The sequence below is a fragment of the Mesorhizobium alhagi CCNWXJ12-2 genome, from assembly GCF_000236565.1.
In the GTDB taxonomy this organism is placed as follows: domain Bacteria; phylum Pseudomonadota; class Alphaproteobacteria; order Rhizobiales; family Rhizobiaceae; genus Allomesorhizobium; species Allomesorhizobium alhagi.
The window spans coordinates 1-12,932 of the sequence record NZ_AHAM01000310.1; the positions used below are offsets into that span (position 1 = coordinate 1).

General features: G+C 58.4%; 18 protein-coding genes. 3 read left to right on the forward strand and 15 right to left on the reverse strand.

Annotation, left to right across the window (positions count from 1 at the left end):
* On the forward strand, positions 1 to 399 hold a 399-nt coding region (locus MAXJ12_RS34805), incomplete at its 5' end, for a DUF982 domain-containing protein (protein WP_008840392.1).
* A gap of 27 nt (positions 400 to 426) precedes the next feature.
* Here the strand turns inward: MAXJ12_RS34805 and MAXJ12_RS32125 are convergent.
* The 11 genes from MAXJ12_RS32125 to MAXJ12_RS36280 all read right to left on the reverse strand — a co-directional run bounded on the left by MAXJ12_RS32125 (position 427) and on the right by MAXJ12_RS36280 (position 8,367).
* The gene (locus MAXJ12_RS32125; protein WP_008840393.1) at positions 427 to 651 is read right to left on the reverse strand and encodes a hypothetical protein; all 225 of its coding nucleotides are present in this window, start codon (positions 649 to 651) and stop codon (positions 427 to 429) included.
* Positions 652 to 896: 245 nt separating this feature from the next.
* Positions 897 to 1,157 (reverse strand): DUF6894 family protein, encoded by a 261-nt coding sequence (locus tag MAXJ12_RS32130; RefSeq protein WP_050898984.1) that lies wholly within the window; start codon positions 1,155 to 1,157, stop codon positions 897 to 899.
* A 486-nt stretch (positions 1,158 to 1,643) separates the two neighbouring features.
* Positions 1,644 to 2,006, reverse strand: coding sequence for a sensor histidine kinase (locus MAXJ12_RS38490; protein ID WP_008840395.1), 363 nt, complete (start codon positions 2,004 to 2,006; stop codon positions 1,644 to 1,646).
* 185 nt (positions 2,007 to 2,191) lie between these two features.
* A complete protein-coding gene (gene mgtE, locus MAXJ12_RS32140) occupies positions 2,192 to 3,403 on the reverse strand; it encodes a magnesium transporter (RefSeq protein WP_202946720.1) in 1,212 nt (403 codons plus the stop codon).
* The gene (locus MAXJ12_RS38495) at positions 3,342 to 3,557 is read right to left on the reverse strand and encodes a hypothetical protein (protein WP_008840397.1); all 216 of its coding nucleotides are present in this window, start codon (positions 3,555 to 3,557) and stop codon (positions 3,342 to 3,344) included. The genes mgtE and MAXJ12_RS38495 overlap by 62 nt, the downstream gene beginning before the upstream one ends.
* Positions 3,558 to 4,221: 664 nt before the next feature.
* Entirely contained in the window at positions 4,222 to 4,368 is a 147-nt protein-coding gene (locus MAXJ12_RS37955; RefSeq protein WP_008840398.1) for a hypothetical protein, read from the reverse strand.
* Between the two features lie 514 nt (positions 4,369 to 4,882).
* On the reverse strand, positions 4,883 to 5,272 hold the full coding sequence (locus MAXJ12_RS32145) for a hypothetical protein (protein WP_050898986.1): 390 nt from the start codon (positions 5,270 to 5,272) through the stop codon (positions 4,883 to 4,885).
* Between the two features lie 358 nt (positions 5,273 to 5,630).
* Complete coding sequence (locus tag MAXJ12_RS32155) at positions 5,631 to 5,939, reverse strand: hypothetical protein (RefSeq protein WP_008840401.1); 309 nt, start codon at positions 5,937 to 5,939, stop codon at positions 5,631 to 5,633.
* Between the two features lie 347 nt (positions 5,940 to 6,286).
* Positions 6,287 to 6,697 carry a response regulator gene (locus tag MAXJ12_RS32160; RefSeq protein WP_008840402.1) on the reverse strand — a complete coding sequence of 137 codons (411 nt, stop codon included), beginning with the start codon at positions 6,695 to 6,697 and terminating at the stop codon, positions 6,287 to 6,289.
* A gap of 72 nt (positions 6,698 to 6,769) precedes the next feature.
* Positions 6,770 to 7,822 carry a sensor histidine kinase gene (locus MAXJ12_RS32165; protein ID WP_008840403.1) on the reverse strand — a complete coding sequence of 351 codons (1,053 nt, stop codon included), beginning with the start codon at positions 7,820 to 7,822 and terminating at the stop codon, positions 6,770 to 6,772.
* Positions 7,823 to 8,052: 230 nt separating this feature from the next.
* Positions 8,053 to 8,367 carry a DUF6894 family protein gene (locus MAXJ12_RS36280; RefSeq protein ID WP_008840404.1) on the reverse strand — a complete coding sequence of 105 codons (315 nt, stop codon included), beginning with the start codon at positions 8,365 to 8,367 and terminating at the stop codon, positions 8,053 to 8,055.
* A gap of 662 nt (positions 8,368 to 9,029) precedes the next feature.
* Between MAXJ12_RS36280 and MAXJ12_RS37385 the strand changes: the two genes are divergently transcribed.
* Positions 9,030 to 9,371 (forward strand): hypothetical protein, encoded by a 342-nt coding sequence (locus MAXJ12_RS37385; RefSeq protein ID WP_139044163.1) that lies wholly within the window; start codon positions 9,030 to 9,032, stop codon positions 9,369 to 9,371.
* Positions 9,372 to 9,563: 192 nt separating this feature from the next.
* Here MAXJ12_RS37385 and MAXJ12_RS32175 read toward each other — a convergent pair whose 3' ends face one another.
* From MAXJ12_RS32175 to MAXJ12_RS32190, 4 genes are all read right to left on the reverse strand, one after another.
* Entirely contained in the window at positions 9,564 to 10,049 is a 486-nt protein-coding gene (locus MAXJ12_RS32175) for a helix-turn-helix transcriptional regulator (protein ID WP_085984157.1), read from the reverse strand.
* A 218-nt stretch (positions 10,050 to 10,267) separates the two neighbouring features.
* Positions 10,268 to 10,660 carry a hypothetical protein gene (locus MAXJ12_RS32180; RefSeq protein WP_040589297.1) on the reverse strand — a complete coding sequence of 131 codons (393 nt, stop codon included), beginning with the start codon at positions 10,658 to 10,660 and terminating at the stop codon, positions 10,268 to 10,270.
* 2 nt (positions 10,661 to 10,662) lie between these two features.
* The gene (locus MAXJ12_RS39435; protein ID WP_244421683.1) at positions 10,663 to 11,097 is read right to left on the reverse strand and encodes a hypothetical protein; all 435 of its coding nucleotides are present in this window, start codon (positions 11,095 to 11,097) and stop codon (positions 10,663 to 10,665) included.
* Positions 11,090 to 11,803, reverse strand: coding sequence for a ParA family protein (locus MAXJ12_RS32190; protein WP_008840408.1), 714 nt, complete (start codon positions 11,801 to 11,803; stop codon positions 11,090 to 11,092). The genes MAXJ12_RS39435 and MAXJ12_RS32190 overlap by 8 nt, the downstream gene beginning before the upstream one ends.
* A 724-nt stretch (positions 11,804 to 12,527) precedes the next feature.
* Between MAXJ12_RS32190 and MAXJ12_RS32195 the strand changes: the two genes are divergently transcribed.
* The gene (locus MAXJ12_RS32195) at positions 12,528 to 12,929 is read left to right on the forward strand and encodes a MobC family plasmid mobilization relaxosome protein (protein ID WP_008840410.1); all 402 of its coding nucleotides are present in this window, start codon (positions 12,528 to 12,530) and stop codon (positions 12,927 to 12,929) included.
* Positions 12,930 to 12,932 lie beyond the last annotated feature (3 nt).

Consider the following 12,932-nt stretch of genomic DNA (forward strand, 5'->3'; position numbering starts at 1 on the left):
CTTTCATCACTCCGCCGGATTCGCCCGCTTAACACCCGGTTGTTGCTGGCAACCCGCCAGTCGAGTAGCGTGGATGCCCAGCGCTTTTGGGGCGTTAGTATGGTTAAGCTGGAAGACGGGATTTTCGACCCGGCGGTGAAGGTTCAAGGCGCGCCCGCCGGCCAAGTTCAGCACATAGGCAGCGCACGCAAGGCAGCTGAATGGCTGATCAACAAATGGCCTATGAAAATCGACACTGCCAAGGCACGCGCAGCGCACAAAGCCTGCTTGGAGGTTCTGGGGGGTCAGCGCAAGGCGGCGGCAGCCCGCCAAGCCTTTCGTGATGCCGCAGAGGAGGCCGGTATACTGATCGGTGACGACAATACGCCGCCACCCAAGCCGATGATGCGGAAAACATAGCCCGCCTTTACAGGGCGTCTTGCCGGCCTACATGACCCTGAGATCGGTGTGGAAATCCTTTGAAATGTTATCCAGCGCCATCCTGATGTCGTCGGGGCTGTCGATGCCGCCACTGAAAAGAGCAATCAGGCGACGGGGGAGATGCTCTCGCGCCGGCTGCGAGCCCTCAATGCCAGCCTGTTCGCAATAATCGTCTAGAATTCTGGTGAGTGTCGCCAACTGCTCGGCGTCTGCTATGCCTCGGAGGGTCATTCGCGCGTCTCCCTTATGTTGGGCGAAAGCGTGATCGACTCTTTCAAGCGTCCGTAGCCATAAAGATCGGACTACATTTCATAGTAGCACATACCAGGTGGGGTTACGAATCCAATCGCTGCGGCAGTTAACGATTGCTACCCAATTACCACGCAATATCGGGGCATTTCAGAAACCTGCCGTTTGGTCCGAATCCTGCTCGGCGGGTGTCTTGAGTCTCCATACGGTGTCGCGATAGGCACCGCTCATCGCTTTCGAATTCTGCCGGTCGGCTGATCGGCTGCTAGGGTGAATGGGAACACGTAGAGTTGGCGGTGTTCACTGTCGGTCACCATGAATTCAGCATCCCGCGGCACTACCTCCCCTCTGACCAAGGCATCCGCAATAATTTCCTTGGCCGAGATCATCGCCTCGATAACACTGGCAGGCTCGTCAGCAAGCTCTGTACCCTTCAGATCCTCGGCAGATTTGTCACCGTCGCGATAGTTGAAGAAAAATCGGGGCATGTCTCCTGTCCGGTTCGGACCACCAATCTCCAGTTGCGCTAGAATGTTCCAAATAAAAGTCGGCAATCGCCCGTGGCCGATAATAGCCAACACCCTGATGAGTGACCATCGTCGACCGGCCCCAAGGCTGATGAGCGCAAGCGTAAAGCCGTCTGACGCCGCTATCACTAATTTCGGTGTGGTTTAGCTCGGCGGGATCATTCGAAGGTCACCACGACCTTTAACGCGAGAAGCCCGAGGCTTGGATCGCCCGCGTGCTGGCAAGTTCGCTCTCCTGCACGCCTGTCTCGGGACTCGATTGGGCGGTGGATGTCTTCGGGACTGTCGACGTGAGCCTTACCGGCACAACGCGCTGTAGCGGCGTATTCGGGCACTCACGATGACAGGTCTCCCTGCCAGATGCACCCGACACTGTAGGCAAGGCACGACTGGCTTCTTCAGACCTTGGTGAACGAAACGCTTGTGATCGATCTTCAGGCGGACTTCCTATGCGGCCAGCTTCTTGGCCTTGACCTTGAGGTTGACGATCAATCCGTCCTCCGACCAGTCATATGCGATCGAGCCGCCAAGCTGGTCTGATACGCTTCGCGCGATCAGTTTGCTCCCGTAGCCTTCCAACCTGCTAGGAGCTTCGACCTCCGGTCCGTCGCGTTCAGTCCAGACAATATTCACGTCCTCGTCGCTCGTGGAGCCAGACACGTCGAGAGTCCCCGTATCCGAGGAAAGCGCTCCGTATTTAAGCGAGTTCGTCGCAAGCTCATGGATGACCAGAGCCATGGCAGTCGCCGCGCCTTCGCCAACTCCCATGCGGGGAACCGCAACGCGAATGCGGCCGCTGAATGCTCCCATATCTTCATATGGCGAGAGCAGAACGGACAGCAGGTCACCCAGCAGCGCTGCCCGCCCCTGGTGACCCGGGAGCGGGCGCACAAGGTCATGCGCCCGCCCAAGCGCCGTTAGTCGCTCTAATGTGCCACCGCGCCTCGATCTCTCGCTGGTCAGCTGCGGTCGTTCGCGTTACCCGCGAGATGCTCTCAAATCAGGTATGGCATCATCGCGGTTGCCAGGCTCAGAACCAGGAAGAAACCGGCCATGTCGGTGATCGTCGTCAACAACGGGCCGCTCGCCACTGCAGGATCCTGCCCGATCCGCTTCAACAACAAAGGCACCACGCCGCCGATGGAGACGGCGATCAATGTGTTCAGCGCGAGCGCCGTCCCGATGACCAGACCCAGAAAAAAGCTGCCCTTCCAAATCCAAGCAACTATGCCGATCAGCACGCCGAGTGCCACGCCGTTAATGACGCCGACGGAGGCTTCCTTGCCCCAGACCCTTGCCATATCAATAGGCCGTACCAGCCCGAGCGCCAACTCCCGCATCGTGACGGCGACGGCCTGATTGCCCGAGCAGCCGCTCATGTCCGAAACCATGGGCAGGAAGATTGCGATGGCAATCACCGCCGCGAGGGTCTCCTCATATGCCGAGATGACGCTAGCAGCGATGACGTTCAAGACGACGTTTGCCGACAGCCAGGCAAGCCGGCGGCGGGCGCGGACCGTGAGTGGCATCGATCGAAGCTCGTCCCCGACGACGCCGTGCCGCCGCAATCCCTCAGACTCCGCACGTTCAAGGGCGGCATCGTCGACAGCGGCGCGCGAAACGACACCGACCAGCCGGCCATTTGTTTCAACGACGGGCAGGCCCAAGAAGGGATACTTATCGAATAAATCCTGAAGCGCATCGAGGGACTCCGACGCTGCAACCGTAACAGGCTTGGTCATGATGTCGGTCAATTTGGCGCTGCGTCGCGAAGTCAGCAGGCTCCGCAACGATACGACACCAATGGGGCGGCCTTCCCGGTCCACTATGTAAGGGTGCTGACCGCGGTATCGCTCGAAATCATCGTCCTCGGTGACGAACCGGTGCAGCACCGCCCCGACGGTATCGGATTCCCGAAACGTAAAAGCTTCCGCAACCATAAGCCCGCCCGCGGTATGGTCGTCGTATGCGACCAACTGGCGGACGTCCGCAGCCTCTTGGGCATCCATTTCTGCGAGTATTGCGTCGGCATCTTGCTGGTCGAGCTCCCCGATGACATCTGCCTGGATGTCGGAATTCAATTCCTCCATGATCTCTGCGGCTTTGCCAGCCTCAAGGCGCTCGACGAGTTCGACCGCCATCTCGTTAGGTGCTTCTTCGATCAGTCTTGCGGCTTTTTTCCGACGGGAGGAGGGATAGAACCGCATCCCGCTCCGTGGGAGAGAGCTGCAGCAGTTCGCGCAGCGCGTCACTGAGCGGCATGGAGTCGAATAGGGCCGAAAGGCATTCGGCGTCAGCCTTGGCGAGGAGGTCTTCGATCAGGTCATCGATATCCCTGACTTCAGTAGTGGCGCCGGACATGGGTCATTCCTCTATTCAGGCAACAAACCGATGACCTAGCGCGCGATTGCTCTGGGTTAATCGTAAAGGGTTTCAATCGACGTTTGCGGCGGGAACTGAGCCGACGAGTCCTTTCAAGCGGAGGAGATTGATGAAAGACGATGCCTCCAATCTGCACAATGCGCGGGTGTTGCGGAATGGTCGCACGATAAAGCAACTATTCACCCTTTTCCAAATCCTGTCCGACCGGCCCGCGCCCCGATGGGCGGGCTTGGGGCTGGGGCGCGCGCCGGTCGTGCAGCGGTGCTGCAATCCCACTTGTGGCAGATTAGCGACGTTGAGAAACGGCACAGCCATCGATTGTGGGGATGCCACAGTAAGCGATCCCTTTGGTGGCGGCGTGTTTAGGATGTGTGGGTATAGGTACTATTGACGACGAGCCTTTCGATCAATCCGTGACGGGGAACCATATCGGCTCGAAAGCGGTTCAGTTTGCGGACCGTGGCGGTGCAAACTCCCACGGTTCATGGCCCCAGCCGCGACCTGGGGCGGGAAGCCCGTCGCCTCCTTGAAACCTGCGGCGGGCTTTTCCTTGTGCGCGCACCGCAATCGAGGCGCTGAGGCTGCTCGACGGCCGCGACGACCTCGATCGGGCTGTGGTGCTCCAGGCGGAGGCGGCCGCGCTTCAATCGGAAATCGGCTGTCGACGCACAAGTTGACCAGCCTCACGGACAGCGGTTTCCCTGATCTCTACAGCGCGGTCGCGAATCGCCTGGCATCGGTCGATGATGAACAGCAAGCCGGCCAGGTCGGCGGTGATGGTGGTGTTCATGCGGCATCGTCGAGTTCGGCAGGATCCCCCTCTTGCGGCTTGCGTGGTTCGTCGGGCATCCCAAAGCCCCTTTGGCCAAGGGTCACATCGCGAGGCCGCCCTCGATCAAGACCATGACCAAGGCCTATGCTCTGCTTGTTTTTCCCTCGGCGCCCCGGCAGGCTACGATCACTGCGATCTTCAGAAGCGTCTTGGCCAGGCCTGTTCCCGCCCTCGTCTTACCGGTTTAACCACCCAGGTCGAAGCCAGGTCGATCAACGGCAACGGGTTCGGGCGGGGGGACTGCAACCTTGTTTTCGGGTTTGCGGTCGTGCTTACTTTTGGGACTGTTTTTTGGGGCATGCGCCTTAGGTTGTTTCTCAACCATGATCTCGTTCCTCCTTGGATCATTAGCATGCGTGTTTGACGGCAGGCGATCTCCTACAATCGCCGGTCTCTACGATGGCCGAACTCCGCGCCGGGTCGCCTCACCATCGTCGCCGACCGTCCCAGCCCAGGGCCTCGTCACAGCCTGCTAAATCAGATTGTTTCGATCTTTCGTCTCTTCGGTGCGTCGCCTCGCACCGCTCGTATCATTGTCGATCATCCGCTGCGCCTCAGTGCGGGGCCGGCGGCCAATAGCCCCGCCTTCATTGTCCCATCGTTCGAGCGATTTCTGCTTCAGCGTGTTTGAAGCATCGCCTGCGCACGCTTCCACATCGAAGCCCGCTGTCGATGCTTCGCTGGTGATGGCATCCAATAGAGCTGTATCCGAGATATCCAGATCAGGAAAAACGCGTCGCACCGCGCCCAGCGCTTCCGACGTTGCGACCGGTCTTCCCTCTCTATGACATGCGTCCAGAAACGCATGGATTGCAGCCCGCACGTCGGCTGGAATGTGGTGTGTGGCGCCCGTGCTGGTCATGGTGTCGTCCTCACGATTCAGCAGCTTGACACGACTCAACGAAAGCAGCGCCTTAACGTTCCTTCACAGCTGCATGATGGGCGTCCGGTCACCAACACGGATTCCGCCGTTAAAGGGATCAGAAGAAGACGCAGACGCGGAGCTCCTTGATACTGGGGTAGGGTCAGTGTCGGCTGGACCAACACACATTGTCATCCTGTTCAACAAACGGCGTCTCGAACGCGCGACTGCAGCGGGTGAAACCGGCCTTTCCGAAAACCTCCGCCAGCCCCGCCTCAATCCACGTCGATTGGTGGTGGCGCTGACGGAACTTCCCGAAGGACGCCGGTTGGGCCCCAGTGCAACGGGTCTGCACAGGTTATTTTCCGTCGATGTCGGAGTAGAAATCGCAGATCAGATCGGCGACTTTGATCGCCTCAAAATCCGTCATGTGGGCGGCCGTCTCCACGGCTATGGCCCCCATATCGTCCTGATCGACGGACAATAGGTCGAGGATCCGGGCAAACCTGATCTTAAGTTCTCTATTTCCCTCGAATTCGTCGATGGTGACCTCAAGGATGCTCTCCGTCCCCGCGCACAGTCGGGTCTGGATCGGGTCGGCCGAAGCGGCCAGCGTTCGTATCGCCGCGAAAAACTGTGCGCGCGCGTGAGCGTATGTTTCGTTCATAGGGTGATTTCTTCGCCTTTATGCACGCCTCGGCAGAGGGGCGTGAGAGCTGACAAACGAGGTCGGAGGAACGCAAGTCACACTGCGATCACGGCGCGCCAAAACTTAAGGGCGATCAGTTGCTGTGATCAAAGGTCATAACTGCGGAGGTGACACCTGCATATCATAGTTTCGTTCAAGACCATATAGGGACAACCGCGCGGGGCGGCGTCGTGTGCACCGAGTCCGAACCAAGCACATGCGGTGTCTGAAAGTCGGGTTCTGAGAACGCCTAGCCTCGAACCTGCCAGTCCGTTTCCGGCCCGGTTGCTCCCCTATGGGCGACGCTGCCCCCCGGCAGAGGTTTTTCATCGGATCAGCGTCGCCTGTTTTGCTGCGGTCCAGTCGCAGTCGCTCGAAAGCAGGTGTGCCATTGCGTCTATAATAGTGTGGTCATCGTAGGGTTTTGAGAAGAACCTGCTCCCCCCGGGCAGACTGCTCTCTTCGAGAATGGTGGCGCCGGATGCGACAATCAGCCTCACAGGCGGCCATCGATCCCGGATGTAATGGGATAGCTTGATGCCGTCCATTGTCCCTGGCATCTGAACATCGGTGAACACCAGATCGACGTCATTTCGCGACTCAAGAATGCGAATTGCCTCATCCGCATCGCCCGCCTCCAGCGCCTCGTAGCCAGCCGACATCACAAGATCGACGGCGCCCATCCGGATCACCGGGCTGTCTTCGACTACCAGGACGACCGCTTTGCCATTATTCATTGCTCACTCGGTTAATGGAGGTGGATAGCCTTGCAGGCTGCGATGTAGCGCGCTTCGGAAGCACTTGGGTTCCTATGCGGCCGTAGAAAGATCAGTTCGGAGACGGTCGCCTTCCTGATGGCTGATTGTGATGGCGGTGCCGGGGCCTGCATTGCTCAACAGAATTTCGCCCCTCAGGTTCTTTGCGAGCGCCTCCACAATGCCAGTCCCTAGTCCCGCCTTGGGTGCATCGCTGCCCGCAGACATGCCGATGCCGTTGTCGGTAACCGAAAGGGTCCAGTCATTGCCCGAAGATTGATAGTCGATCACGATGGTGCCCGTTCGCTCACCGGGAAAGGCGTGCTTGAGCGCGTTTATTACAAGCTCGGTCACGATAAGCCCCAGGCTTACGGAAACGTCCGCCTCCACGGCGCTGTTGTCGGCGGTCACCTCAATCGAGAGCCGGTCAGGGTCGGCTATCATCGACGCGCCAAGGCTTTGGCAGAGCTGAGTGAAATAGGCACGGAGTTCGACGTCGCCGCCCTTGGAAGTAGAGAGTTGCTTCTGCAGGGCTGCAATCGACATGACCCGGTGATGGGCGTTGTGGAGGTGCCCGCGCGCTTCCTCCGATTGGACCCGACGAGCGCTCTGCATGAGAACGCTTGCAATGATCTGGAGGCTGTTTGCCACCCGATGCTGGACCTCCTGCAGCAGGATCGCTTTATCGCGAACGAGATCATCTTTCAGTCGAGCCTCGGCGCGCACATCGGTCACGTCGGTTACGGCCAGAAGCAGGCGAATATGATCGATGTCGCCGTCATCGAGCGTCCGCGCATTGACGACCAACTGCCGTGTTTTCTGGTTTGGGCGCTTAAGGTCGATTTCGTAGGCTTCAATATGCGCACTTCCCGAAGCGGTAGCCTTCAACAGTGACGCAAGTTTGGGCATCGCCCATTCGCCATTCCCAAGTTCGCTGAGACGTTTACCGGGAATTGTCGCCGGGTCGATCTCGAAGGCGCGGCAGAACGATGCGCTCGCTGCAATGACCTTCTGGTCGTCGGATAGGAAAAGCAGCGGTTCGTTTGATGATACCACAACGGCAAGAGTGCTCGCCGCTTCGAAATGCGCAGTCGGGTGCTTTAGCATGATCTTGGCCCTCAAGGGCCGGAGACTCGCGAAGCGAGTCATGACTCGGCAGAAACGCCGCCGAGCCAGAAAGGGTGGGCTCGACGAAGACACACTATCACGCCTTATGCAGGCGGCCACCATACTAAATACTGCGCTAGTCAGATCGACGTCGTGAGGTTGGGCTCGGCGGCGAATGCCAGCAGACGCCCTTGGAAACCCAAGGAACCCGCCGCTTTGCAAGGATGATCTTAGCGGCGGGTTTCTTGCGTCCTGTACCGGTACACGGCGCTACGTACCTCCCACATCGCTTGCGAAATTCTGTCCGTCGGCTGATCGGCTGCTAAACTGAATGGGAACACGTAGAGTTGGCGGTGCTCACTATCGGTCACTGAGAATTCAGCCTGCCGTGGCACTGCTTCTCCGCTGAACAAGGCCTCAGCGATGATTTCCTTGGCCGAGATCATCGCCTCGAGCACACTTTCAGCTTCGTTAGCGAGTTCGACCCCCTCAGTATCTTCGGCAGCTTTGTCGCCGTCGCGATAATGGAAGAAAAAGCGGGGCATGGCTCCTGTCCTGTTCGGCTACCAATCTCCCGTTGCGCTGTGATGTTCCAAAAAAGTCGCAGGCGCGCGATCGGCGACAGGCCGTCGTGCAAGCACTCTCGCATCTCCTGCTTGGGGATGGAGATTTCTTGTATAAAGGCTCTGGTTTGCGCGCTTTATTCCCGGAACCAATCCGCCTTGCCGGAATTGCTTAGGCTAGTACCCAGAGGGCGGGAGGAACGCATCCTCTCGGAAGGTAGAGAACCGGAGCGTCCTTCCTCGTTGGCGCTCCGGAGCTCCCCGTCTTATCGACGCTGCCCTCGCGGGAGCAGGCGGCTGAGGTCGACCTCCCAGTGTCAGGCGCACTCGTCTGTTGAGCGCCTGGACGAGGATATCTATCGCGCGGTACTCGTCCTCGTTGCTGGCAAGAACTCGGCCCCGCGAGATGTCGCCGGCCGAGGAATGTTGGGTGGGATTCCGCGCCCGGCAGCGAACCTTTGAGGGGCCGGTTGCAGACCTCGCCCCGAAGCCGCATTCCTTTTCCGTTCAACCAGTTCGTGGTCTCCGGCGCGGCCGCCGTACCACCATTGGTCAGGCATTGGTCGCTGAAGCCGCATCGATCTCATGGTTCGCATATTAGAAAGCGCTCCTATATCCTTTGCGGAAAGCCATGGGAGGGATCGATGTCTACGGGATGGCGGGTCTCGCTGATCGACGATGGAAGAACTCGACATTTCATCGTCGGACTTGCCGACAGAGAGGCTGCGAAAGAACTGGCCATCGCTCGTTGCTCCGATGCCAGCGGTATCGTGTTGCTCCCCTTGAAAGATGGGGACTTTGAAAAGCTCGCATTGGTTGACGGGCAATTATCGAGTCATCGGAAATCGGTTGAACATGGCCGGCCTTTCCCAGTCGGAATTCAACAGTCAGCTGGATCGAGGGAAGATCTCCGGTTGGACAGAGCCACGCTAACAAAAGCACGGTTTTTACGGGAAGGTGGGTTGGCTGAAGCTTTCCGGTATTGAGTCGCAAGAGCACTCGCACTGTCGCGACCTAGAGACCTAGCAGGTTCTCATAAAATCCGGAGATGCCAGAGTGTCGATCGGCGTGGGGTCTTCGCGCCGATCGGCAGGATAAGCCGTTGAAATCTTAGTGGCAGGAGGGGTCACGCTATGGCGCCGGTTCACAATCGAAGGTAACAAGGCCGATTAGCGGCCTTAGTCCTTCGATGTCGATGAGGCTGTGGCGGCGTCGGCCGCCTTTTGCTGTGCGACCATGCGCTTTACCAGGGCGAGGAGATCGCGCGTCGTGTCGTGGGGCAAGGCCGCCATAAGCTTTGCCAGTTCAAGACGATCTTCGGCTTCCTCCGGCGTCCGGCCCCAAAGGTGAGGAGCAGCCGCAAAAAGCATTTCGATCGGCATGAAGCCGAGGATTTCACAGAGGTGGATCATACGAGTAACGTGCATTTTCGAGAAAGCACGTTCGTATCGACCATAAACCGGTACTGATAGACCAAGCAAAGGTGAGAGATCCGCTCGCGTCAGACCTTCATCCTCGCGTGCCTTGCGCAGGAAAGCCGCGATCTTCTCGTCCATCTGGCCCAGGGTCGTGATGCCGTCAAAGCCGGGACGTCGATAAATTGGTTTTTCAATCTCCCGGTCGGTCGTTTCCACCAACCCCTTTGCACTTTTATAGGTGCTCATATCCCGAGTCACAGACCCAACCCCCTAAATGAAAACCCGCCCACGGGGCGGTACTATGCACCAAATTGATTACACTTGGCATTAAATCCATCCCCAGAACTGCCTTTTCCCTTACCCATTCTGGGATTCAGGAGGGCGGTCAACGCTGCTGCGCGCGGATTGCCCTCCGAGCTCTTGGAAGGGATCGAATATGATACGGCGTACGGTTGCAAGGGGCACTAGCGGTTCTTTGCTGCGACCATGGTCCAACGGTCTGACGCGCCCTCAAACACTGATTCCACGAATTTTTCGCCTTCGATCCAACCAAGGTGAGCCGACAGCTCGCAGGCTATTGAATATTCATCAATCCTTATACACCGCCTCACGCTAACCGTCGATCCGTCTCCGTGCTTGGATATGTCCCATTTGGATATGCGGAAGAGTTCGGATTTCGCCTGTTCACTGGTCGGCCATGTAGCCTTATCGGGTATGCGATCGGGGCCTTTCTCGGTAGGCAAAATGACTTGCGAAAACGCGCCAAGGCCGATGCTCGGCCGGCCGAGCATCGGCGCGGCGTAGATGCCGATACCGATGCCGACAGCTATTCCAAATAGGAAGCCGCGGCCCATCATTCTCAGTAACCGTTGTCGCGGAGATACTGATCGATAGCCGCCTTCATGATGACGGTCATCTTCAGGTCGTTTTCGTGCGCGGCCTTTTCGAGCCGTTTCTTTGTCTCGTAATCCAGCGGCACGTTGACAAAGTGCTTCGATTCACGCTCACGAGCTCGCTTCAGATCGCGAAGCCGGATCCGCGAATCCTCACGCTCCAAAGCGCGTGTCGTCAATCGCTCTCGGCGTTCAGCCTCCGTGGAGGATAACAGGGACGTTGGCGCCCGGTCTTCTTCCATTTTTGCCGTCTGCGGGGCTGTGTCCGGTCCAACGTTAACTGGCGCCGCTGCAGTTTCGTCATGACGTGGCGCGACTTCACTGGCTGGCTTGGCCGCCCCCGGCCTGGGCCGGCGCGGCGCGACGGGGAAATCCGAAACAGTCGTTTGTCTCTTAACCATTGACTACCTCCTTGAGCGAGCTCGTCAGAAGCGTCTCAACGTCGCCCACCAGGCTCACAACTTCCGCCCTTGCCTTTTTCACGGGCTCCGTCAATTCGAGCATTTGCAGTGTTCCGTAGCCGCTTCGCAGCTCGCGATAGCAGTTGCGTTCCAGAAGCTCGGTATCGAGCAAATAGGAGTCGTAGCCATTTTCGCGGAGGTTGTTCACGAACGGCCTGATCAAGCGATACGCCTCAAGATTGCGAGCCGGAATTGTTAATCGGGTGACGAAGTTAGCCTGCGGAATCACGTACCCGGTCTGATCGGCAATCTCCGCTGCGGCTTGGGCAGCTTCGCCTGCCGCCTTGATCTCATCCTGGTTCGGTTGGATCGGCGTGAGGACCAGGTGAGAACTCCGGATAATGGTGTCGCGCACCACGCTGTCCTGACCGGGTGAATCCATAATCACCACGTCATATTTGCTTGCTTCAGCATCGAGGACCTGCTGGATCGTGTCTTGTCGCGCGGCCGTCACCAGATCGATGCCGTCAGGCATATTGTCCTTCGCCTCGCAGCGCTTCCACCACTCATGGAGATTCTGCCGGCCGTCGGCATCGATCAGCAGAACGCGCCGTCCCTGAAGAGCATATTCGCCGGCAATCAAGATGACTGCTGTGGTCTTGCCGGCGCCTCCCTTACCACTCACCGCTGAAATAAAAACTGGCATTCTCGGTAACTCCCTTCGCCAGGACGCAAAGTCTTTTTCGGCTCGATCTCTGCGTCGCGCAGGGAAACGCCTTGGGGTGAACGCCCTGTGCTACTCAAATGGCCTACTTCAACACACCATGCGAAAAATCGGCCACAGCCTGCGAAAACATCGCACCGAAGTGGCCCACGACCAATCAAACCCACGATAAACAATTATATCATGTTAACACTCTACGTCCACGTCGTGTGGTCACAGCGTTGGAAATGAGCAAGTGGCTATTTCACACATCAGGTCGTGTGGTTTTTGCGTGTCGAAAATGGCCAAAGGCCATCGCGATTGAGAGCGCCTGTCTGGGGCGCGCCTTCTTGGGAGTTCTGCTTAGTGTGGTGAACCCCGGAGCCGCGTGAGAGGACGTCTGTGCTGCTCGCACGCAGTCTGCAAGGGCGGAGAGCGGAGCGTCCCTTGCGGACGAGTACGAGGAGCACACAAAGGCCGACAAAGCGGTCCTGGAGGTGAACCCTGGAGAGCGTTTTAGCGTTTTGAAGGGGCAGGGCGAAGGCCTGCCAATCGTTTCAATAAGGTCGAGCGTGTTTGATTCCGCTCGGCGTTTCTTTCATTAAGTGCGAATTTCACGTCTAATGAGGGTGGCAGGATACGGAAAAATGTGCGACATTTTCCTGACGATCGAGGAACAAGCCCTCGATGCCTGCCGCAAGCGCCAGAGAGAGGGGCCCAAGGCCAAATGGACGACGTGAAACTCGAGGTCCGGCTCGAGCCGGACCGGAAGGAGCGCATGGTGCACGCCCGCGTCAGCGCGGACGAGTATGCAGCCATTGAGAAGGCCGCCCAGGCGGCCGACATGACAGTTTCCGGATTTTTCCGGTCGCTGATTTTGGAAGGTGCCGGGGTCCGGCCGATCCTTACCAAAGAGGATCGCGCCATCATGGCGCTGTTGCTGGAGGACATGCGCGCGATAGGCGTCAACCTGAACCAGGTGGCGCGATCGATAAACAGCGGCAAGAGCGTTCATCCGAGCGAGCTCGACATCAACCTGGCGAACGTGCAGCGCGTCCAGGCGGCCGTGATGACCGAGCTGCGTTCGTTATCGAAGCGCGCCGGGCACAAGCGGCGAGGGGAGGGGTAGGGG